Raw genomic sequence first — 20,899 nt, forward strand, 5'->3', positions numbered from 1 at the left:
CGCTACACGTAAGCGTAATCTTAGCAACAATCATGGGTTTGGCATGACTTGAACATCGCCTGGGCACTGGTGAAGCCCTGCGAAAGAGCCGTATAAGGCACTGGCGTGGCGGATATCGCACAAGAAATAACCCACCACGCAGAGCGTGATGGGTTTGGGGTTGTTACAAGAAAGCGTCCTGCTGCGCGACATTTGCATTGAGCGCGGCTTCTTCCGCGGGGAAGAGAGGCAGCGAATACTCATCTGGATGGCGGGATCGCCGCTGGTGTTTGGACTGCCAGTAGTCGTGCTCGTGATCAGAGTCCGAAGTATCTGAGTTGGCAGTTACCGCCGGCGCGGGAGGAACGTCATGTTTTGATTCCGTGACGCGCGTCCGATTGGCTGCGGGTTTGACAGTCAGATCCTTCTTTGGAGGATAGTTTGTCTTCCACTTGCCTGGCGGCAGCGGAATGTCGCTCAGATCAATATCTGAACATTTCTTGGGTTTGCCGGCCAGGTTTGCCTCCCGTAGAAGATCGAGAGAACTTGGCCCCTTCCGTCTGGGCCTTCGGTCGACCTCGACTTCAGGAAACGCCTTCTCATCCCTCGGCTCGAACTCTTCCTCACAATGAAAGGCAAACTGGAACCGTCCGCAGTGGTACTTCACAAAGAACGGCCAACTCATCGCTGCGTACATCAACGGCGACAGCCACCACAGGCCCATGTCGGGATGCGATTTCGCGAACACTACCGCGGAGATTGCAACAACATAGAACGCGCCGTACAACAGTGGCTTCTTGAAAATCATGAGGTGCTCCAAGAGTAAGCATAGCTCTTGGGGATGGTGAACAGATGTAGAGAAGCCCAGCGCTCGGAGGAGGGCTGGGCTGTGGTGGTGATGTTGAGCAGGGTTATGAGATGGAAGTGTCGCGTGGGTCGTCATGTAGCTGCCAGTGGCACCCGTTGCACTCCGGTTGCGCGAATTTCCCATCGAACTTGCAGGACTTGGACATGGCGTTCTTGATCATCACCATGTGGCGTGTCCCGTCCGCGTTCCAGCCACTCTGGGCTGGATACTCGTCTTGGTAAGGTGGGCGATCTTTGCACTTGATGCCCATCGGCTTCACGGTCTGATGCAGTTGCTGTGACATCTTTCTTCCTTTGTGGGTTGGTCTGCATAACGGGATGCCATACAGGCAAAATGAAGCCAGGTCAGCAGAGATGGACAGGGCGGGAGGTGGTGGGAAACGCGCAACCTTGCTGCCTTTGGTCGGAAAACACTAGGCAAACTGTGGCGTCACGACGCACGCTAGAATGTCCCCCCACCAGCCGGGGAGCAGCGCATGAGCGACGACAAGCAAATACATCGGGTAGAAGTACGGGAGATTCCGGCCGACGAGTGGCAGCGCGAGATGCGCGAGGCCAAGGCGACGCAGGACGCTGCCCACGAAGCTGGCATCCCGGCCCTGCGCCGCCTGTTCAAGATCGCCAACGGGAATAGCGGCCAGTGCCGCAAGGTCGCGGCGTTCTTGCTGGGGCTCTACAACGGGCAGCGCTTCCCATTTGATATGACGGACTTCCGTGCCGTCGACCAGGCCATCTTCGAGGACATGCTGCTTGTGCTGCGCATGGACAGCCATCTGAAGCAGGAGGTCCACAACTACTTCGAGAACGGCGGCCGGGCCTTCGAGACGCTGGCCAACGACTGGAACCTGCACAAGAGCGTGTGGGAGGTCGCCGACAATGGAGCGTTCAGCAGGCAGATCGAAGGCTACCTATGTCTCATCCAGCCAGTAATGGAGAACGGCCATCTCTCGTGGCACTGGTTTATTCAGTCCGGTGGCGGCTGGACCTGGCGCGGCGGCGAGGAAGTGAAGGAGCACGCGCAGGGCAAGGAGTACTCCCCGCGCTATGCCGAGGAATCCATCAAGGATTGGTTCGAGCGCGGCGGGGAGAACCCCTACCCCGAAGAGCACTAATCCTCCGCGTGGTGCTCCCGACACTTCCTCCTTGAAGACGCACGCCAACCATGGCACTCGGTTGCTGTATATTTATACAGTATGCCGAACTTCCCCATAGGGCCGGACGGGAAATACCAGTACCCGCGGCTGACCGCCACCGAGCTACGCACCATCTACGAACGCAACCCATGCGCAGAGGTGCGCGAGCTGCTATGGGAGATCCACCGGCTGCGTCTGCTGCTCCTGCGTGCCAACCAGCTCCAGGCGGCCCTGGACGGCGGGTGCGCAAACTCGACCGAATTCATCCTGGATATCTTCAGGCGCGAGCTGGCCGGCGAGCCGTGCGTCGCAGAGCGGCGCGAGTGGGAACGCAGCTTCTTTGGGCCGCCGCGCCGGAGCGAGTACACTCGTCGGCGGCAGAATCCTGAATAGTGGGAGGCAAGCATGTGTACCAACTACGCTCCGGTCCAGGCGCAGCTGCTGCGCGACGTGTTCCTGGCGGAGCCGCCCGAGGATGAGTGGAAGCCCAGCATCTACCGGGACTACGCGGCGCCCATCCTGCTACATGACGGCGACGGCGGTCGCGACTGCGTGCTCGGCACGTTCGGTATGACACCGCGTGCGCGCATCCCGCAGGGCGTGAAGGATTTCGCCACGATGAATGCCCGGTTCGAGACCGTGACCGAGCGGCGCAGCTTCAGCGGGCCGTGGAAGGAGTGCCAGTTCTGCCTCGTTCCAGCCGCGGCAATTTTCGAGCCAAACTACGAAGCCGGCCCCAAGTCCGTGCGGTACCGGATCTGGCCGACCGATGAGCCAGCATTCGGCATTGCTGGCCTGTGGCGGAATTGGCCGGACGGCGCGTTCTCGTTCACCATGCTGACGATCAACGCCGACCAGCACCCGGTGATGAATCGGATGCATGCGCCGGGCAAGGAGAAGCGCGCGGTGGTGTTCGTGCCGCCGGCGCAGTGGGACGACTGGCTGCAGTGCAACAACCCGGAGGAGGCACGGAGTTTTATGACGCTCTATCCGGCAGACAAGATGCAGGCGGCGCCGGCGGGGCCGTAATAGGGCTGACAGAAAAGCCGCCCGAAGGCCTCGCTTGCGGTGAGTGTCACATGGGCACTGAAAAAAAAGCCTCCCGAGGTGGGAGGCGTGTGGCGGGTTAAATGACGAGGTCAATGCTCTCCTTATAAGCGCCAAGACTCGGAACATCTGGAACTGCGATAGCTTTGGGGGCGTTCATTGTCAACGGCGTAGTGTCGACGTTGTTCAGATCGACATCCTTCGATACCTTCACCAGGACACTTTCCGAACCCTTGCCTCGATAGCTATCGAATTCAGCGTCTGTCAGCGTGATGCCCTGATCCAAGAGGATCTTGGCATAGTTGACGATGCCCTTCTTGTTCGATCGTGTGACGATGACACCGCTACCCTCCTTGGTCTTCTCCCCGGGGCCGAGTAAATCGATGAGAGCTTGGCGAGCCAGTTGCTTGCGCTCTTCGATTTCTTCGAGCTCGCGTTCGATGAGCAGATAGTGGGTAGCCGCGGCGGACCACTCATCCGTCGCCCACACGCCAGCTTGGACACGGTTCCAGAAACTCACCTCGGCAGCCACGATCTGGTCAATTCGTGCCTGGTCGCGCGCCACGCGCAACAGGACGCCGTCCGTGCCGTCAAATGAGTAGTAGTTTGCCCAATCGGACTCAGCCACAAACATCTGGTGCTGAAGCTGATCGACATACTCGTCAGGAACGAATCCATCGATCGCGAGCTTGTGGGCTCGCGCGCCCGGGCATTTGATTTCAGTCGGTTCGCCGGTAAAGCCGTCGAGACCGTCGAAGGATGCCCGGATGAAGGGATGGACCGAGCTTTCCGCTACGAGAGGAGTGACCTGACTGTTGGTCATCTTCTCAAAAGCGGCTCGAGCCAGCGGTTCCAACTTGCGCCCGCGCTCCCGGATCTTCTCGAGGATAGGGTTTCGCTTCGGGTCAGCACCTTTACCGGTTTTGTGCTTGAACAACTCATAAGCACGCGTGTAAAGGGACTTTCCCATTATGATTGGGGCATCGGACGCGCCGATGCCCTTCGTTCGCCAGGCGAGCCATTCAGGGGAACCCTGAACAGTCACTGGCCCTTTCAGGACGTTCATTACCATGGAGATCTCCTACTTGGGTTGTCGTGCATGAGCTCGACGCCCGGCATCGCGATTTGCCTGGCCCATGGAGATGCGAAACGTAGGTAGTGAAAGTCCTTGCGGGGTCACCGGATGAGATGCAGGGCGCCGGCGCGGACTTCTTTGAGGCGTGCCTTGCGTCCGGAGCGATGGTCCGTAACGAGATCGTCCTGTTCGCGGTACGTGCGTATCTTGTCCGCCCGCTGCCCGCTTCCAACCATCGTGCGGCGTTGCTCCTCAGTTGCCTGCCGTATGGCGCTTGAGTAAAAGGCTGCAACGCGCGTCTCCAGGATTTCCCGGGCGACCCTGCGGTTCTGATGCTGGCTTTTAGCTGCCGCCTTCGCCTCGATTCCGCTGGGTTTGTGCCTCATGACGACGCAGGAGTCCGTAGTGTTGCGATGCTGCCCTCCCGCACCGCGATCGCGAGTGGTGAAGACCTCAATGTCCCGGTCATCCAGCCGCCAAGCCTGTTCCTGAACGGTTTCGAACACTGCGACAGTGACCGTGGACGTGTGTACTCGGCCTCGCCGCTCGGTAGGCGGAACGCGCTGCCATCTGTGCCCTCCAGCCTCCGCCAACAGTGGGGACACAGTTCCTTCGGGGCCTTCGATGGCCAGGTTAGCTCAGCCGTGCGCGTCGTCCTCGATCGAGGCGGAAAGGCCGTGCTTCTCGGCATAGTGGAGATAGATGCTGGCTTGAGCATCGACCAAAAGCCTGGCGTCGGCGCCACCTTCGCCTGGGCGGATTTCGACCAAGATTTTCATGTTTTCCTCGCGGATGAGTTGCGGCAAGCCGCAGAAGATTGGAACCCGCAGCCAGTATCGTGGCGACCTGCCGCTTACAAATCGGCTCTACCGCTGAGCTATGCGGGCGTGGAGTAGTGTGGCAGAAGTCGGGCCGTCTTGATCCCCAAGCTGGGTTCTAGTCAACTCAACGCGCTTTCAAGGCAGCCCAGCTCCCACCGGGTTCAACTTCCATGTTCCTGGCAGACGCTGAATGGCGGGGCGGCGTCATAAGTAAGCGCCGGCGTACCCGCGATGAGGCTTCGGCTCGGCTTTGAAACCTGCTGCACGAGGGCAATCAAGATGCATAACAGGTATGTATATAATACGTTCGGTATCAACCGTATGCAAGCGGTTTTGCTTGACTAAGTGGACTGCTGTCCGTCACGCGATTCGCCTGAGTGACCTTAGCTCCTCTGCGACGAAAACTCGAGCCATTGTGATCCAGGGAAAACGCAGACTTGTTCCGGGGCGGTAGAAGGAAATCAGGGGGAAGTTGCCGTCAAGGAGACACTTGAAGTGGCGGACACCCTTTTGCGGGTGGGCAACCTCATAGGAGGCGCCGTGAACTAACTCGAACTCAACAGGCCCCTGGTGTAACTTCAAGATGTGAGCGACGGTGGTGCTTTCGGTACTTTCGTGGGATTGGGTGCGGCTGCCACTCGTCAGTTTGATGACAAGCCAATCCTCGAAGCCGAATGCCGTCTCTCCCGCAGCGACCTCCGAAAGCCACTGATCTGCGCGGGAGACTGAAGGCGAGAGCGCGTCCAGATTGAGTGATTCGAACCTCTGCTTCATACGGCATTTTAAGCCATTGTGGAGTGCCTCATCTGCCACTTACGGAGCATATCTAGTCTTGGTGTGATGAAGATCCGACTCTTGGCTGTTGTGCCTCCCGCAGGCCGCAGCTTACTCGGGCCGCTCGTCGCCTGTGGTGGCGCCAGTTGCAACCCGCAGGCAATAGGATCGCGCTGCCAGATCCTTCTTCGAGACTCTAAAACACCCGTCAGCCCGCGCCTTCCCCTTGGGAGAAGCGCGGGCGTAGGCCGCCCAGAGTTTCCGTTCCTGCGTTCTAGGTGAATCAGCAACTTAGCCTGGGGCACGGCATGACTTTCGGTTCGACGCGTCTCCTTCTTGCGACTGGACAATTGCCACGCCAAGGTCGTTATGACCGCATGTGGTTCATTTCCTTTCACATTCAACCGCGGCTTGCCCGCATACCTCTCAAGGAGCCTGATAATGCTGACCGACAAAAGGAGTCCGCAATGATGTGCGAAGACGAGTATGAAGCTGCGCTCCGGCGTTGCCAAAGACTTGACACAGCGCCGATAACGCCGGAGTTCATGAAGAAGGCGGATGCCGACCGCTTGATCTGGATTCGAGATGACTTCCTAGCTGTCGACTGCATGATCAGGACGGGTGAGAAACTCGCCTTTTCGCTGCACGTTGCAAAGGTGAAGAAGGAGGTGAGGGACTCGGGGTACGTGTTCTTCGCCTGAGCTAAGCCAGAGCCGCTCAACATTGCAAGCCCGCGCATCGTGTCGCGGGCTTTTTCTCTTGCACGCATGCTTGAGTCGCGCCAGTCGCCACGACTTCGGCGCCCTACGGCGGCGGCAGGTTCGGGCGCAACCTCGAGCGCGGCGAATGCAGCAATGTGGAGGCGATCGCCGGCAGGGGGATGCGCGAGTTGACTGCGAAGTGCCCGTGGACGATTGACGCTGCACACGGTGTCGTGCCCGTACTGGGTTTAGCGGCCTGAGTCCTGAATCAGAATCGCGCAGCCTACCGCATCACAAAACTACAGCAGCCCGGCGACACTTGCCTGGCCTTTTTCATAAAAAAAAGCCCTCTCGTCTTGCAAGACGGAGGGCTTTCGACGATACAGGTCCTACTTGGGGCCGTGGCGTCAGTTGCTCTTGACGAAGAGCCCAGGAAGAATGCCCAGGCCGACTCCGTTTCGAAGTTCCTCACAGTCTCGGCACCAGTACGACTTCTTGACTCCGATCCCAAGCATGGACTGGTTCATGGGATTCACATCCATCATGAAAGCATCGTTGACGCTAGGGACCACGACGATGAATGTGTCGGTTCCCATGGCTTTCCATGTAATGGGAAACGAACCTTCTTTACCCGCCCAGGCACTTCCAGGAGCCTTGGTGACCTCGATGTTGCCATCACCTTCCTTGGTCTTGTCGTTGAAATTGTTCAACGTCATCTTGGCGGTTACCCCGATTTCTCGGCCGCCGAACATCGTGGTGGCGGTGTAGAGAGTAGGCTTTTCCGAGCAAGCGGACAGGCCGACTGCGACGAGAAGGGCGAAGAAAAGTTTGCGCATCAATATCTCCAGTGAGTGAATGCAGGGATGTCCTGAAGTCCTTGCTCGCGGTGATGAAGCACAAGCGCGCATAAGGCTGCGCCCCGAGTTTCTTCCAATGGGCTGTTCTGCATCACGGATGGCAAGGTCTGCCGGCGAAACCGGCCAAATCCATCTAACGGAGAAAAACCATGAGTCTTTACAACGGCTATTCGAGTGTCCACAACAGCCTGCGCTCGGGCCTGCATATGCTGACTGGTGATGTGCGATCGTTTGTGGCAAGCACCGCCTTCACGAAGGCGATGAAGGAGGCAGAGGAAAGCGTTGATACGAAGGCGTTCCTGATTATCAAGGCCCTGGATGGTCTCGCGCTCGACCCTCTTACCGGCAAACATGTGGGATCGTTCATCACGCGCGCTGATGGCATGATCTCCTGCCATGTTCGTTTCGACAGGTGGGTCAACTTCATCGGGCTGTTCTCGCTTCCGGAGAGCAGCGGGCGTGCAACACAACTGGTCGAAGCCGTCGATGCGAATATTGGTGGCCGGATGTTCAAGGCTGCCGCAATGTATCGCCGCCTAGACCGACGAGCGGTTCGTCTGCATGAAAGCGCCAGAAGGAAGGCGAGAGCTGCATTCGCCCTGGCGCTGGAGAAATCCAGGGATACGGTCAATGCTCGTGGTTGGGTTCCCAAAGATTCAGACTATGAGCGGGCAAACGCCGAGTACGATCGAGTTTTCGAGCCTCGCAAAGCGTTGATCTCTGGACGCCTGATGGCGCTGGGAAAGATTGCCTCACCGGGATTCTTGGGCAGCTATACCGAGGCCGTAGCGTCTTTTCTGTATCAGCACCTGCCTTGTCACTGATCGGCTCTGCCTGGCTTAGTCCATAACCTTCAAAAGGCCCGCATTCGCTGCGGGCCTTTTCCTATTCTTTGCCCATGAATGCTGTCCTGGACTACAAGGCTCAGGCGCATCAGCAACGAGTGTTCGGCCGGCGCCGGGGAGGTCGTGGGACCCGGATGTGTCCCGTTGTGAGCTCTTCTCTGAAAGGTGCCGCCATTCTCCGTAATCGTTGGGCGGGAGGTGGTGGCTAAGAGGTGAAGCGGGGAAGCGGCGTCGAGCCAAGGAGTGGGAGTAGTGGTGGTTGCCAACACTTACGAGTTGGCATCCCAACATCAAGAGGCCCGCCGAGGTGAATGTGGAAGGGCGGAATTACTCGACCTTCTTGAGATTGATGGCGCGGCTGAGGCCTTCGGCAGCGTTGACAAGGCGAAGCTGATCCAGTGTCACGTCCGGATTGTACGAGGCGGCCAAGGCGTTGGCACAGCTACGGCCGACGCGGCAGACTTCATATTCGACGATCAGCAAGGGCTTCTTGGCATGAGACGGATCGTCGGCGGCATTCCTACTGGTCAGGTCACGATTCACGTGATCGAGGTCAGTGAGAACCTCGTTGGCCATGAAGCTGGGGTCTGTGCATGTCCCAAAGAAGACGCAAAGACCGATGGACGCAGCGATGTCGAGCCCAGCTCCGAGGCCGACCTTCCCACTTTTCTGTGTCGGGGGCGTGTACTGATCTGCTTCCCCCGCATAGATCTCTTTCACCGTGTATCGGATCTCCGGGTTTTCAGCCGAGACGTTGTAGCCGGCTGCCGCGATTTGCTCCTTTAGCTTTTCGGCAACGTCCTCGTGCCCATCGGTGGACGTGACGTTGACATTCCCCCGGAAGGAAGCGAGGTTCGTGTTCACACGTGCCCAGACAACTCGATAGTTGTCCGTTACCACGAACGATGGCTTCTCTGCGAATGCAGGAGCGCTGATGATCGTAGCCAGGACGGCGGTGGCCGCAGCCAACTTCAAGATTCGGAATTTCAAGGACCCCTCCATTTGTTGTTGTAACAGGTAAGTATATGACATGGCGATTCTACTAGTATTTTGAGACGGAATACTACGAGATAGCGAGGGAGGTCAAGGCAGGCGGAGGGAGGGCAGGGGAAGAGCACGCAGGGGAAACACGGCCGCTGGGGGAAGAGGGCACAAAAAAAGCTGGGCTCACGTATGACGTAGAGCCCAGCCTTGGGAACTCGAATGCCGCGGCATTCGATCTAGGGTGGGATTCCACCGTTACCAAGACTGGGCTCACCTCGCTCATTAGGCACCTCTTCAGAATCGTCGACAGCAGTACGACATTCTCGGCACGGCGAGCCGGTAGCGACCCCCACCAGTATGCACCTGGCTGCTTTGTGATGGACTCTGCGTCCGGGGATAGTCATTTGCGCTTGTTCACGTAGGGGTGAACGACTTGAGGCTTGTATCTCTACAACCCATTCCTCCTATGCTCCCTTTCGGGATCACGTGTTGTCCAACGCTCGGGAGACACCCGGCTTGCGACTGTTGTCGGTTCTCGCGAATCCAGTGGCTAATGAAGCCACATTCATCAAAGACGCAGGCTGTGCAAAGCCTTTGTCGAGCACTCAGACATGACACATGGGAGGCGTTGGGGAAAGATACGCTCAAGCGGTGATGGGGCATTGCGCCAGCCCGTCACCAGATGATGACTACAAGGGAGGCGTCGCGCACCTCGGATCAGACTGGTGTCTCCAGTTTCTGCATCCGTAAACCTTGCACTTGGATATGGCCCACATCCATATGTAAGCCTGCGACTTCTTCGTGCGTCTTATGAGCCACTCCGCTGACCGCGTCGAGTAGACCTTGCCCCGGGCGATTGCGCTGGCACAGGGCGTCTGATAGATTCCATATCACGGCGCCAGCCAGAGTTGCGAGCGGCTCAACAATGGCAAGTTTTACATCCTTCTATCGAAGACCGACACATAGGTAACTCCTGATTCGTGCCGGACTGGTAATCGCTCGAAGTCCTGCACATGAACCTGGAGAACTACCATGTCTGTCACGTTTTCGACCATCTCCCATTTTGTCCGCCAAGATCTCCGTGGCACTGTTGTTTTGCCACTCGGACACGTCCATCAACTATTCGCTGGTGCCCTTGGGTATGGCAGTCACGCTGCTTACCAAGTTGCGGTATCCAACGGCCGGGAAGTTGAGGATTTCGATGGCGCTCGCCACATCCTTCCCGATGACGATCTCTTTATGAGGCGCGCAATCGAATTGGGCCACGGCGAGAGTAGTGCGCTCATCGGCGCAAGCATCATGCGTGTCATCGGGCGTGAGTTGCCGGAGGTGAAACTCCATCAGTCTGAGGAAGACCTTGCGGACGAAATCCGGCTCAGCGTTGAGGCGGACATCAGCAACAGCGGTGAGTTCAGCAGCGCCCAGGCGGAGACAAACGGCGGAATGGCCGTGTTTGATCTTGAGTTTTCGTCTGAGGAGGGGGTCGCCGAGGATGCCGAGGAGTGGGGGTTTGATGTGTCAGGTTCTGCCTCCTTGGAGCACGACGAAGACAGGGTCTACTGGGGGCACGAACTGAACGTGACTTCACGCGTCGTCTTTCCGAAGCTAGGGCGTCGGGTCCTCGGGGATTTCACAGTGAAAGACGTGGGTGCTAGCGTCTTGCCTTGGCGCTGACCTCTGGAAGTCCCGCTATCATCGCGCACCGAATTCCGGACGAATGAAATAGAAAGCCCCCTCATCGATGAGGGGGCTGCTGGTTGGGTTGGATATCCTCCTTATGCGACGAGCGTATGGAGGGACGAGTACACCACGAGGGATACTATGGAGGCGATTGCTGCCTGCACTTGCCAAGGCTGCGCGCAGATAGCCCTCCACAGTTCCCGAGGGTGCGTAAGCACGAAGATGACCGTCAACAACAGGTCAAACAACGCGAAGCCGCCTTTTGCCATGAGGCGCAGGACGGCGCTTGAGAAACGGACAATTTTGTCCATTCTGGCTCCTACTTAGCGAGAGGTTGACCGGCAAGGCCGGTTTGCCCAGAAGGTGGGCCGCCCCCCGAGGGAGGCGCAAGTGTCGGCTCGCTATTGCCCGACACATCGATCTGGATTTCGATCAGGATTTCCAGCCTCTCGTGTATAGCGACAAATTGGACGGTCTTCGTCCATTCCTCAACTTCTACGTAACGGCAGGCTAGGCCATACCTGTAGCGAGCGTTTCCAGGTAGCTGGCTCTGAAGGAGCCACACCCCAGAACCCACCGCCCTTCCTCCTCCATCTCGTACTCAGAGAAGACCCTGCCGGCGGCAAGACACTTCTCTTCGTTCTTGATAGCGCTTTCGAGCCGGATGATTTCGGTTTCGTTGAGTCGTCGGATGCTGCTCGTGAGCAGGTGCCTCAGACCCGATTTGTACTCGGGGCTTCCATGTCGATCCAGCCAGCGGGCGTGATCCCACATTGCATGGTCAGATTCGAATCCGAGCGCCGCGGCTTCGTCGCTGACTTCTGGCTTCTGTTCTGACGCCTTACCTGCATGCATGACTTCCTCCTGGATTGTTGAGCGTGCATTCCGGGATGAGAAACTCCCAAGGAGAAGGGGAGGCATCTGCGACAAGGAGCGCGCCAGCCAGCTTCTGTCCTTCCTTCCTGTCGTCGGCAAAAGAAAAGCCCGGCAGCCTGCTGGCGTGCCGGGTTCGGTATTGACGCTCAAGGAGCGGGTGAAACCCCGTTTATGTCGCGAGGCCTCTCAGATGCACGAGCGATCGCGGCATCTGCATGCATTCCCGAGAAGACTTCGACAGCGGCCAGGCGTCGACGATCAAGCCATTCATCACTAGGTCGCTCGTTGGACAGCCTGATGCCTTCGCAGTTGGCCACCAAGCACTCTCCTGTGCGCCGGTCCCAGAGACCGTACACGCCGTTTGTGCACGTCACCACCTGCTGGTTGGATGAAGACAACACGGAATACTCCCGGCCGGCATCGTCATACACCGGAAGACCAGGTTCGAGAGGAGCTACGGCCCTTGGATCGGCCTCCTGCAACACTGACAAGCTCCGCACGCGCTCAGCAGAGGATGCGGCGGCGGAAGGATCGCCGTAAGCATGTTCCTCATCGACCTCGCGAACCTCGAAGGTAAATCTGATTGCCGTTCCACGCTGAGTTTGCCCAGGGTGCCCGGAGAGGACGGCAGCCTTGATGATGTCGAGTTGAGCGGCCACTTGCTCAAGGGAAGCGTTGACGCCACCTTGGATTTTGATACTGAGTTGGTACATTTGAGACGCTCCTGTTTCCTGAGAGACAAAGGGTAGGTGTAGGCATTGCTAGTTGTTATGAGGAACAGCAGCTTGTACCCGACCTGCTGCTCCTTGACAGCCCTTGATTTGCAGGAAACCGACACCCTCAAGAGGTGCTGAAATCGGGCACGAAAAAGCCCTCCGAACGCAGATGCGCAGGGAGGGCTGAGAGCCACAAAAATTACGCTCAGGGGCGGGATGTGTTCTGTGGCTTAGTATCCTGTTGACCTAGCAGACGAACCGAATACGCTCCTGCAATCTTGCGCTCCATCGCAGCGACAAGCGCTGCGATAGTTTGCTCGATTTCGTTCTGAAGCATGCCGACGGGAAAAATCGCATAGCTAGCCGCTAGTACATTTTCGCCTGCACTGGTGAAGTCTCCGTTGGTGAGCCACCAGCGATTGCACTCCTGATCGAAACTCAACCAGATGCTGGCTTGTTTCGGCGCAACAACGGTCTCGAATGTCTTGCTGAAGGCATCGACAATTCGATCTTTATGCCAGCCGAACTGCGCAAGGCACTCAACAATCTTTTCTTTCATGATTTCCCCTGAAACGTGCCAATGTGCGGGTTTGCCTGGCAGAAGGGGATGCTGCACATGGTTTGATACCAAAAATTTCGGAGGGTCTAGGTCTTCAGCAGAAAGCGGAAGGCCTCAACCCAGCGGAATCTTGCGAAGCAGTGGAGTGCGTAGGCTTGGCGCATCCGACGCAAAACCAGCGGGTTTGCGCCGTCTGTTGGGGCCTGCAAGCGCAAGCCGAAACGCTCGGCTGCGAAAACGGCGACAGCGGCTGAACGGGACACGCCGTCATGACAGTGGATGGCCATTTCGTCGATGCCTTCTTGGGCTTGCTGCTCGATGAACCCGACAAGGCGAACCGCCTGCCGCAAGGTCATCATCTTGAAGTCGCCATAGCGGCTATCGATGTCATGAAATGTTTCTGCGTAGATCGCTTTCCAGCCGGGGACAAACTCGGGTGGCTCGGTGCCGGGATTGCGAATCGACACCACGACTCCGTTCGGGTTGCTGTCTCGATAGGCGATGTCGCGCCAATTGAAGAAGGCGATATTCATGCAACCAACTCCAAGGTGACGAGTTGCGGTTGTGTTTGGCCCAGAAGTCGGTCAAGTTCCTCGGCGATCATTGCGCCAGCCTTCGCAAGAAGCTCGATGCGCTCCTCGGTTGAACACGTGGTAGGGTCGGCCGGGAGCGTTCCGCCATACAGGCGCCGCTCGCCTACCGCTTGCCTGAGATCTTGACGACGATCCCACGGCCACGGATCTGCCATCGTGCAATCGCTGTCGTCCCCGTCGAGTTTGAAGAGTTGCTCGGGGGCGGCATAGCAGGCCGCGGCCATAGCCAACTGGCCGTCTTGGGTATCGGTGGCCAGGATTCGGCCGGCGGCGATGTGCCGCGCGTGCTCCATGGCGATGAGTTCTACTCCAGTCATATCGTTGCGCTCCAGGCCGGGGGGCAATACTGAGCCCACCGCGACTCGCCGCCCCTCATTTGAGGGCGACGGTGATTTAGTTGGTTCCGCCGCCGAACGGGTTGTCCACTTGCCGCGGCGGGGTCACCTTCACTTCCTCTGGAAGGTGCTCGCTTTGAAGTTTGGCGACGATTGCGTCCACATTGGCCTTCAGTGCCAGGGCAAGCCGAAGGCCTTTCTTGTCTCGCGTCAGGTCGAGGCTGCCGAAGATGGATACGCGGTCGATGCGGTTCTCGATGGAGAAGTCGCTCCCCAGTGTTACAGCGTCGGACTCGTTCTCGAAGGCGGAGATGGGCGTGATTCGGTCGGTCATGATGTTCTCCTCAAGCCGGTTTGCGGGAAAGCCAGGCCCTCCAGTTTGCCTTGGTCACGACGTTGGTTCCCGGGATGAAATCGTGCAAGAACTGGCCGCGCGTGCTCAGAAGAGGGATAAGCAACAGGAGAATAGCAACCACCGCGAGGAACACGGGGGAGGAAATAAAGAGCAGGCAAAGCACGGTCATAACCTTCATCGCGCTGCGCATGAGTGTTTCGCCCAGGCGGGCGTCACGATCCTTTGAGCTTGTCGTCTTGAGACAGAGCAGCCATTTCCCCGGGGTGCATTTCACCTTCCCCCAGGAGAACAGCGATTCGTACAGCCACCAGATAGCCGGCGAGGCTGCAAGTACGTATGGAGCAATGCCTCGCGCGATCGCCTCATACCAGGCGTAGGAGAGCCGGTCGTTCGGTACGCCCTGGAACAGTACCTGCAACTGCTCCATCGACGGTTGGTCCTTGATGGTCACCGCCAGCCAGGCGGCAGCGAGCGTAAAGATGGCCACAAAGGCCAGAAGCACGACAGCATCCGCTACGGTAGCGAGAAGTCGTCGAGCAACGAGGCCAAGCCTGGCCGGGATTTGGGCTTTCTGGATCACGAGTTTCTCCTTAGTGAATCAGTTGCTGAATGGAGCGTGCAATGGTCTTCAGGACGTGCTCCTCCTGATTGCCACGGCGGGCAGAATATCCGCGTGTGTTGGGGGAGGGGAGTGTCAGCTTGGTGCTCTTTGCTTGCTCTGGCAGTCCGGGAAAGAAGGTAATGCCAGCTACCTGCTCCAGTTCTGTGATCGACACAACGGAGTAGTCTGAGCCTTCCGCGTTGTTGGCAAGGTAAGCGGCGCCTTTGCCGGAGCGCGGATCGAAGACCAGCTTGAACAGCCGGGGGGGCACCAATACTCGCCCGTTCAGTTGGTTCAGCTTGCCTCCGGTGAAGAGAGGACCGGTGATCACGAACAACTCGCCCCGTCGCTCTGCCAAATCACGGACGGCTGTTTCGATTCCTGCCCACAGATGCCTGTTGTTGTCGGGATTCTGCGGAACGATATTGGCGAGGGAAAAACTCTCGTATTGAGCCTCCGCGGTGCTCATATCGCCACTTGGAGCGATATGGCCTCGATCCATTCCGGATCGGGAGAAGTCCTTCAGTTCGGATCGCTCCTCGCGTTCCAGCTTCGTCTCAGGATGGAAGGCATCGTTGCGCTCCATGGACCGAGCGCTCCTTACTCGCTGGGCCGTCAGGTGTTCAGCCGACCAGAGCGGAGTGCGGCTGATGCCTGAATGCATCACCGCAAACTGGCTGAAGCACAAGGCCTTGGTGCCTTGTGCCAGTTTGGCACTGGTGATAGCAGGCGCTTTGCCGTTGAAGTAGCTGATGGAGCAGTCTGCTTCATACGCATGGGCCACCATCGACACCGCGGCCAGTACGGCAGCGGCCAAGATCTTCTTCATTTTTTGTCCTTCGTGTGGGGGCAGTACACCGAACAGGGGAGGGTCTTCACTTGCAAACGGGCTGGGATGAAGTCCGCCAGTTGCGCCGGGTCATCGACCCATCCCGCGACGCCCCCGCCTTTGGCGACGTTCCGCAGGAATGCCCACTGATCATCGGTCGGCGTGTTTCCGGGGCGCTTGACCTCCACCGCGAAAAACCTGCCGTCCTTCAGTTGGCCAACGATGTCCGACACTCCGGGTTCCGAGAATTTGACGAATCGCTGGTTCTCACCTTCGCCAAACACCGCTGCACCGGTGTTCATCCGCATACACCAGGCGACACTCGGGTGGTGCTCAAGCAGCTCGAGGCAAGCCAGAAGAATGTCGGTCTCACGCACGCGCGGTTGGCGTGGGGACCGCTTCTTCTTTGCCTTGACGACGGCTTCAGACGGCAACGTTGGGGGAGCCGTCCTGCTGAGGCGACCTTGGATCGCGGCTAGATCTTTCTCTGTGAACCTGATTCCCATGATCAGCCAAACATCGTGTCCAGTCCCTCCAGCTCCCTGAGGGCGGCCGGATCAATCTCGGACGGGTTTGGCATCTGGATGGGCTGATCAGCACCGGTGGGCAATTCGTTTGAGACCGATGTTCCTGACCGTTCCGACTCCAGGGGCACCGAGGCGGATGAAATCACAGGAGCGTTGATTCCGATCCGTGTCCCTTGTTCGTCCTGGAGGGCGGGAGGCGCCTCGGGGCTCCGCTTCGGGGGTGCTTGAACGGCAGCAACAGCCGGCGGTGGCTGCGGTACCTCCACTGGTGCGGCTGGCGGCCCTGCTTCTTCCGCCGGGGCAACAGAGGCCGATCTGGTAGCCGGCTTTGCTGTCACGGAACGTTGCCGGACTGCCTTGTTGCCCCGACTGCGGGTCGGAACCTTCTTTGCCTGGCGAACCGGTGGGCCGGCTTCAATCAGTCCGCCCGAGCCTTCGAGGGCCTTATTGATCGCCGCGTCGAGCGTCCCAGCATCCCGGTGCGTGACGAACCACTGGTAGACGATGCCCCGGATCAGCGGAGTTTCGGTGCGGTACGGCATTTCCGCGAGAAACTCCAGCAGACCTGGGCAGGACGCCTCCGGGATCACCAGGTTGATCCGACGCTCCGTTTCCTCGGGGTCGAATACCCGGATGAGCTTAGCCATTCACAGCTTCCTGGGCTTGATTCTTCATGGCGCGGCGCAGGGCAATGCCCATGCCGTAGCGACAGAAGCCATTGGCAACAGCCATCCGTGGGTTCTCGAGCAGCACGCAATGAGGCCACTTCTTTTGGAGTTCCTCGACGATGAGCGGGGCACCACCCCCGGCCAAGAGCACGCCGTGCAGCTTGCGCACGTCGGTCGACAGGAGGGAGTCGGCCTTGGCGATGATCTTCTGGGCGACGTGAGACACGGCCACTGCCACGTCGTCAGCGATGTTCACGTCTTGGCCGAACTGGAGAATCGTCTTGGTGCGAATCGCCTGTTCGCATTCGATCAGGTTGGTGTGGATGCCCTTGCCGTTGAGGATACGCAGCAGATGCTCCGCAGCGAAGTTCAGCCCCTCGCACGAGCTCGCGCCGCGTTCGATGTATTGACCTTCGAGCATCAAGAGGAAGTCGGTCGTGAAGTGTCCGACTTCGATGACCGCCCAACTCTTCTTCCGGCCGGCGCTGTCCTGCATGTGTTGCTTCATCGGGACGCCGGACTTGTCGAGGTAGAAGTCACAGTAAGCACCCATCGGTTGCGGCAGCACCCGCATATCCGCCTGGACGATCTTCAGAGTTTCGGATTTGAGTTGTTCCTGCTGAGAACCGTACAGGGAAGCGGGGGTGCCAATAACCAGGAGCGGGTCGCTCAGGCCGGGAACGCCGCGGGCGGCAAAGCGCTTCATTGTCGAACCCACCAGCGCCAAGTATTCCGGGGTGTTGATCCAGTCGTGCGACAGGCCGACAGTCGTTCCGGCGCTACCTTGGAGGCGAGCCGTGTCTCCGGTGAAATAACGCTTGCCGTGCACCTCGATGATCTCGGCTTCGGCGCGGCGTGCCGTGGATTCGTCGGTCAGATCGATCGCGGGGGAGACGATCGACGGGAAGGTCAGCGGGTAAAACATTCCATGAGCGAAGGCGGTGGCCTTCACGGCGCTGCGGCCTACATCAAGGCCGATGATGGTCTGGTTCTGCATGAAATCCTCTCGATACAAGTCGGGAAACTGCCCTCATCGGGCCTGTTTTTGATGCGCAATGAGCAATGCCAATTGCGCAATGCTCATTGTGTAGTGCATACAGCACACTCCACACTGGCAGTTATTCTAGGATACATAACACGTATTGACAATGCACCTAGCAAGAAAAGATAATCTGGCCGTCTTGGCCCAACCCGCACAGTAGAACTCGACCCCCCCGACGCACGCTTAATACATGGTAGATACGACCCCCCCGACTATCGCGGAATTAGCCGATCTCAAAGAGAAGGCAATCAAAGCTGTCTCAGCAGCCATCTCCTTCATCTCCGACATCGACTCAACCCTCGCGATGATCGATGGTTTGATGTACGTGATGCAGCCGTTTAAGAGCGGACGGATCGGTATCAAATTCATCAAAAACAATGGCAAACTGCGCCCTCAAGCACGCGTGTTCCGTCAGCTTCGCAGTCGCCGGTGGGTCTCTGACTACGTGAACCACAAAGGTCTGGTTCGGCGGGTCAGGAAGTCTCGTGAGTTCGAGGCAAACCACCAGTTGCTAAGGACGCTATGCGAGCACGTCACGAATCTCATTCAGATGCGCATGGACATGGTTGATCGCCTGAAGGTGGCAGACATGTCGTTCACGAACACCTTGAAGGCTCGCGGCGCCTACATGAAGCAGACCTCCTCACTCATCGGCGCCATGCACGAGAGGATCGCGGAGCGGTTTGAAGGTGAGATGGAGATGGACGACGAGTAGAGCAGCGGAGTGATTCTCTTAGCCGGGCGGAGCCCTGGTGCCTAGCGGTGCCGGGGCTTTTTGTTTGCGCAAAGTGATTGCTTCGGCCGGGCGGAATCCTGAGCGGAGTTGATCACTCGGCTTGGCCGGGTTGAGCCGAGCCACTGGCCTGGCGGAGTATGTCGGCGGAGACGCTGCCGGGCTTGGCGCGGGGGTAGCGAACATGCTGGCCTGGCGGAGATTTGGGTGAGGTGATCACTGGGCTTCGGTCGATGCGTAGTTGCTCCTTCGGCAGAGCGAGGTCATGGGTGGTACGGCGCCGGGGCTTTGCTGGGTGGAGCGGGCATGTTCTCTCGGCGTGGGCACGGGTTTGGCTGTGCCTGTCCTTCGTCCGGGTGAAGTGTGTCCTTCTCTCGGCGGGGGTTCGGGCTGGTGGTTCTGGTGGCGCAATGGTTGCTGGTTCTCTCGCCGTGGTGGCGGTCGTCCTTTTCATCCTCTTTTCTCTCTGTGTGTTCATGGGTGCGGGCCGGTTGTGCTGGTGGGGCAGGTGGCTGGTGTCTGGATTGCGCAATCCATCTGTGGAGTGAGTGTGCTGGCTGGCGATGGATCTATGCCGTGTGATCTCGGGCTGCTTCTTCCGTGGAGTGGACCTGCTGGCCGGCGGTGGCCTGAGGCTGGGTCTTCTACGGCGGCGATGAGCCCGCCGCGGCCGTTGGTTCCGCCGGCGCAACTGCGTGGCCCCGTGAGGGGCTATGGTTCTGCCCCGGGGATAACTATTTGGCCGCTGGTCTGTTCTGCCTGTGTGTGCATTGGCATTTCTGCCCGGCCCTGGGGCGGGCTATGGTGCCGGTGTGAGCATAACCATTTGTCCGGCTTCCCCGTGGTGCCGATGGAACATTGGGCTCGTGTTGTCCCGGTGTGAGTGCCGGGCTCCCTGGTGTGGAGTGGTGATGTCTGCTGCTCCTTCTTGCCCGGTGGTCTTTCGGCGGAAGAAGTCGCTCGGCCGGGGTGGGGCTCTGGATCGCATGCCGTGGTCTTGGGGTGGGGCTGATCGGGCCGAGCTCGAGGTGAGCTGATGGGATGGAGTGGATAGAGGGGATATAGATGCGGCCGTGGTTCTGCCGGCGGCGCAGTGTTTGCCGGGCTGGCGTGGTGATCTGGTTGGCCGGCGGTGGCCAGGGCGGAGCGGCTGCTTCTGCTGGCGGGGGATTGATGCGCAGTGTGTGCTTCTGCTGGGGGCGCGAGGATCTGCGCTGAGGCGGGGTTTGGCGTAGTGAGTGCCGCTGCTGGCGGGGGATCGGGTGGAGTGTCTGCTTCTGCCGGCGGGGAATGGGTGAAGTGGGTCGATCTGCTGGGGGGATGGCGGAGTCGGGCTTGGGCAGGCGGATGGTTGGGCGGAGTGAGTGTGTCTGCTGGCGGGGGGGGGGATTGGCGCCTGGTAATGATCGCGGCGTGCGAGGGGTTGGGCTGTGTCGACGCAGGTGCTGGGCGGAGTGGGGATGTACGCTGGCGGAGGGTCGGGTGAAGTCGGTGCTGGGCTGGAGGGTGCAGTGATGTGTTCGCGGGCGGGGATTGGGTTGGAGTGAATGTTGGGCGAGACGGGTGGAGTGTTCGTGTTGGCTGGCGATGGATATGAGTGGAGTTGAGCTCGGGCTGGTGCTGGTGTGGAGTGTGTTCCGGGCGGCTGGTTGCTGTATGGGCTCTCGCGCCGGCGCCGGATGGGAACATGCGGCCCGGCGAAGCCGGGTTGGGGCTGCTGGCTGGGGATAAATAGTTGGCCTATGCGAGTACCCTAGGGCGCTTCCCTGTGGGTAAATGGTTGACCTGCCGCTGACCCCTATAGGTGCGGAGAGTGGGTAAATGCTTGGCCTAGCTCGTCTCGCCTCTCTGCCGAATGAGGTGGAGGAGAGCGCTACCTTATACGCCTCGACCGTGGGTAAATGGTTATGACGCGTAGATGTAACACGTATGTATAAAGTGCTTGCGTCGATTCGATACTATGGCTAGTATGGAGGCATAAATGGTTGGACACACACGAAGGGGTCTGAGATGAACACGAAGCTGAAGGTGGCGATGACGGTGGCAGGGGTGGCGGTGATCGGCGGCGCAATCGCCCTGGCGCCGGCTCTGCATGACCTGGCCTGGCTGAAGTGGGTTCTCTACCTGGTGGGTGCTGCCCTGATGAGCCCCCTGTTTGTAGCGATCTGGGGTGGCGCGGAGGAGGAGGTCAAGACCAAGGGCTTCCGCGGCTTCGAGGAAACCAATATCGGTGACTCGATGCAAGACATCTGGGGCATGAACGGCCAGGACCACCACCACCGGAACGATTGACCCGGGTGGA

Annotated in this window: 25 protein-coding genes and 1 pseudogene; 8 read left to right on the forward strand and 18 right to left on the reverse strand. The window is 58.9% G+C overall.

Features of this window, described 5'->3' with window-relative positions; genetic code table 11:
- Positions 1-163 precede the first annotated feature (163 nt).
- The gene (locus ACREYQ_RS31855) at positions 164-787 is read right to left on the reverse strand and encodes a hypothetical protein (protein ID WP_432263273.1); all 624 of its coding nucleotides are present in this window, start codon (positions 785-787) and stop codon (positions 164-166) included.
- Positions 788-1,322: 535 nt separating this feature from the next.
- On the opposite strand from ACREYQ_RS31855, the gene ACREYQ_RS31860 reads away from it, so the two are divergent.
- The 3 genes from ACREYQ_RS31860 to ACREYQ_RS31870 all read left to right on the forward strand — a co-directional run bounded on the left by ACREYQ_RS31860 (position 1,323) and on the right by ACREYQ_RS31870 (position 3,008).
- Complete coding sequence (locus tag ACREYQ_RS31860) at positions 1,323-1,958, forward strand: DUF7673 family protein (protein ID WP_432263274.1); 636 nt, start codon at positions 1,323-1,325, stop codon at positions 1,956-1,958.
- Between the two features lie 81 nt (positions 1,959-2,039).
- Positions 2,040-2,372 (forward strand): hypothetical protein, encoded by a 333-nt coding sequence (locus ACREYQ_RS31865; protein WP_432263275.1) that lies wholly within the window; start codon positions 2,040-2,042, stop codon positions 2,370-2,372.
- Between the two features lie 12 nt (positions 2,373-2,384).
- Positions 2,385-3,008, forward strand: coding sequence for an SOS response-associated peptidase (locus ACREYQ_RS31870; protein ID WP_432263276.1), 624 nt, complete (start codon positions 2,385-2,387; stop codon positions 3,006-3,008).
- Between the two features lie 97 nt (positions 3,009-3,105).
- Here the strand turns inward: ACREYQ_RS31870 and ACREYQ_RS31875 are convergent, their stop codons facing one another.
- The 3 genes and pseudogenes from ACREYQ_RS31875 to ACREYQ_RS31885 all read right to left on the reverse strand — a co-directional run.
- Entirely contained in the window at positions 3,106-4,098 is a 993-nt protein-coding gene (locus ACREYQ_RS31875) for a lambda-exonuclease family protein (RefSeq protein ID WP_432263277.1), read from the reverse strand.
- 104 nt (positions 4,099-4,202) lie between these two features.
- Positions 4,203-4,607, reverse strand: coding sequence for a peptide chain release factor-like protein (locus ACREYQ_RS31880; protein ID WP_432263414.1), 405 nt, complete (start codon positions 4,605-4,607; stop codon positions 4,203-4,205).
- A 63-nt stretch (positions 4,608-4,670) separates the two neighbouring features.
- Positions 4,671-4,880: pseudogene (locus ACREYQ_RS31885) on the reverse strand (PCRF domain-containing protein); the annotation flags it as partial.
- A gap of 1,283 nt (positions 4,881-6,163) precedes the next feature.
- On the opposite strand from ACREYQ_RS31885, the gene ACREYQ_RS31890 reads away from it, so the two are divergent.
- Entirely contained in the window at positions 6,164-6,397 is a 234-nt protein-coding gene (locus tag ACREYQ_RS31890; RefSeq protein ID WP_432263278.1) for a hypothetical protein, read from the forward strand.
- Between the two features lie 407 nt (positions 6,398-6,804).
- Here the strand turns inward: ACREYQ_RS31890 and ACREYQ_RS31895 are convergent, their stop codons facing one another.
- Positions 6,805-7,233, reverse strand: a complete 429-nt coding sequence (locus ACREYQ_RS31895) for a hypothetical protein (RefSeq protein ID WP_432263279.1) — start codon at positions 7,231-7,233, stop codon at positions 6,805-6,807.
- Positions 7,234-7,403: 170 nt separating this feature from the next.
- Here ACREYQ_RS31895 and ACREYQ_RS31900 point away from each other — a divergent pair, with 170 nt between their 5' ends.
- Positions 7,404-8,078 (forward strand): hypothetical protein, encoded by a 675-nt coding sequence (locus ACREYQ_RS31900; RefSeq protein WP_432263280.1) that lies wholly within the window; start codon positions 7,404-7,406, stop codon positions 8,076-8,078.
- Positions 8,079-8,426: 348 nt separating this feature from the next.
- Here ACREYQ_RS31900 and ACREYQ_RS31905 read toward each other — a convergent pair whose 3' ends face one another.
- Positions 8,427-9,089 (reverse strand): hypothetical protein, encoded by a 663-nt coding sequence (locus tag ACREYQ_RS31905; protein ID WP_432263281.1) that lies wholly within the window; start codon positions 9,087-9,089, stop codon positions 8,427-8,429.
- 1,026 nt (positions 9,090-10,115) lie between these two features.
- On the opposite strand from ACREYQ_RS31905, the gene ACREYQ_RS31910 reads away from it, so the two are divergent.
- The gene (locus ACREYQ_RS31910; RefSeq protein ID WP_432263282.1) at positions 10,116-10,757 is read left to right on the forward strand and encodes a hypothetical protein; all 642 of its coding nucleotides are present in this window, start codon (positions 10,116-10,118) and stop codon (positions 10,755-10,757) included.
- 101 nt (positions 10,758-10,858) lie between these two features.
- Here ACREYQ_RS31910 and ACREYQ_RS31915 read toward each other — a convergent pair whose 3' ends face one another.
- The 12 genes from ACREYQ_RS31915 to ACREYQ_RS31970 all read right to left on the reverse strand — a co-directional run bounded on the left by ACREYQ_RS31915 (position 10,859) and on the right by ACREYQ_RS31970 (position 17,819).
- On the reverse strand, positions 10,859-11,074 hold the full coding sequence (locus ACREYQ_RS31915; protein ID WP_432263283.1) for a hypothetical protein: 216 nt from the start codon (positions 11,072-11,074) through the stop codon (positions 10,859-10,861).
- A gap of 199 nt (positions 11,075-11,273) precedes the next feature.
- Positions 11,274-11,618: a hypothetical protein gene (locus ACREYQ_RS31920; RefSeq protein WP_432263284.1), complete on the reverse strand. Its 345-nt coding sequence runs from the start codon at positions 11,616-11,618 to the stop codon at positions 11,274-11,276.
- A gap of 167 nt (positions 11,619-11,785) precedes the next feature.
- The gene (locus ACREYQ_RS31925) at positions 11,786-12,352 is read right to left on the reverse strand and encodes a hypothetical protein (RefSeq protein WP_432263285.1); all 567 of its coding nucleotides are present in this window, start codon (positions 12,350-12,352) and stop codon (positions 11,786-11,788) included.
- A 208-nt stretch (positions 12,353-12,560) separates the two neighbouring features.
- Positions 12,561-12,914 (reverse strand): hypothetical protein, encoded by a 354-nt coding sequence (locus ACREYQ_RS31930; RefSeq protein ID WP_432263286.1) that lies wholly within the window; start codon positions 12,912-12,914, stop codon positions 12,561-12,563.
- Between the two features lie 86 nt (positions 12,915-13,000).
- Positions 13,001-13,447 (reverse strand): hypothetical protein, encoded by a 447-nt coding sequence (locus ACREYQ_RS31935; RefSeq protein ID WP_432263287.1) that lies wholly within the window; start codon positions 13,445-13,447, stop codon positions 13,001-13,003.
- Positions 13,444-13,824 (reverse strand): hypothetical protein, encoded by a 381-nt coding sequence (locus tag ACREYQ_RS31940; RefSeq protein WP_432263288.1) that lies wholly within the window; start codon positions 13,822-13,824, stop codon positions 13,444-13,446. The genes ACREYQ_RS31935 and ACREYQ_RS31940 overlap by 4 nt, the downstream gene beginning before the upstream one ends.
- 76 nt (positions 13,825-13,900) lie before the next feature.
- Positions 13,901-14,176, reverse strand: coding sequence for a hypothetical protein (locus ACREYQ_RS31945; RefSeq protein ID WP_432263289.1), 276 nt, complete (start codon positions 14,174-14,176; stop codon positions 13,901-13,903).
- A gap of 10 nt (positions 14,177-14,186) precedes the next feature.
- Positions 14,187-14,777 (reverse strand): RDD family protein, encoded by a 591-nt coding sequence (locus ACREYQ_RS31950; RefSeq protein ID WP_432263290.1) that lies wholly within the window; start codon positions 14,775-14,777, stop codon positions 14,187-14,189.
- 10 nt (positions 14,778-14,787) lie between these two features.
- A complete protein-coding gene (locus tag ACREYQ_RS31955; RefSeq protein ID WP_432263291.1) occupies positions 14,788-15,627 on the reverse strand; it encodes a DNA/RNA non-specific endonuclease in 840 nt (279 codons plus the stop codon).
- Positions 15,624-16,004 carry a VRR-NUC domain-containing protein gene (locus ACREYQ_RS31960; protein WP_432263292.1) on the reverse strand — a complete coding sequence of 127 codons (381 nt, stop codon included), beginning with the start codon at positions 16,002-16,004 and terminating at the stop codon, positions 15,624-15,626. The genes ACREYQ_RS31955 and ACREYQ_RS31960 overlap by 4 nt, the downstream gene beginning before the upstream one ends.
- Before the next feature lie 131 nt (positions 16,005-16,135).
- Complete coding sequence (locus tag ACREYQ_RS31965) at positions 16,136-16,801, reverse strand: hypothetical protein (RefSeq protein ID WP_432263293.1); 666 nt, start codon at positions 16,799-16,801, stop codon at positions 16,136-16,138.
- The gene (locus ACREYQ_RS31970) at positions 16,794-17,819 is read right to left on the reverse strand and encodes a ParM/StbA family protein (RefSeq protein ID WP_432263294.1); all 1,026 of its coding nucleotides are present in this window, start codon (positions 17,817-17,819) and stop codon (positions 16,794-16,796) included. Before ACREYQ_RS31970 ends, ACREYQ_RS31965 begins: the two co-directional genes overlap by 8 nt.
- 235 nt (positions 17,820-18,054) lie before the next feature.
- Here ACREYQ_RS31970 and ACREYQ_RS31975 point away from each other — a divergent pair, with 235 nt between their 5' ends.
- Together ACREYQ_RS31975 and ACREYQ_RS31980 are read left to right on the forward strand one after the other, a co-directional pair.
- On the forward strand, positions 18,055-18,579 hold the full coding sequence (locus tag ACREYQ_RS31975; RefSeq protein ID WP_432263295.1) for a hypothetical protein: 525 nt from the start codon (positions 18,055-18,057) through the stop codon (positions 18,577-18,579).
- Positions 18,580-20,607: 2,028 nt separating this feature from the next.
- Positions 20,608-20,889, forward strand: a complete 282-nt coding sequence (locus tag ACREYQ_RS31980) for a hypothetical protein (protein ID WP_432263296.1) — start codon at positions 20,608-20,610, stop codon at positions 20,887-20,889.
- Positions 20,890-20,899: the final 10 nt, after the last annotated feature.

Source organism: Cupriavidus sp. TMH.W2 (assembly GCF_050847365.1).
Classification (GTDB): domain Bacteria; phylum Pseudomonadota; class Gammaproteobacteria; order Burkholderiales; family Burkholderiaceae; genus Cupriavidus.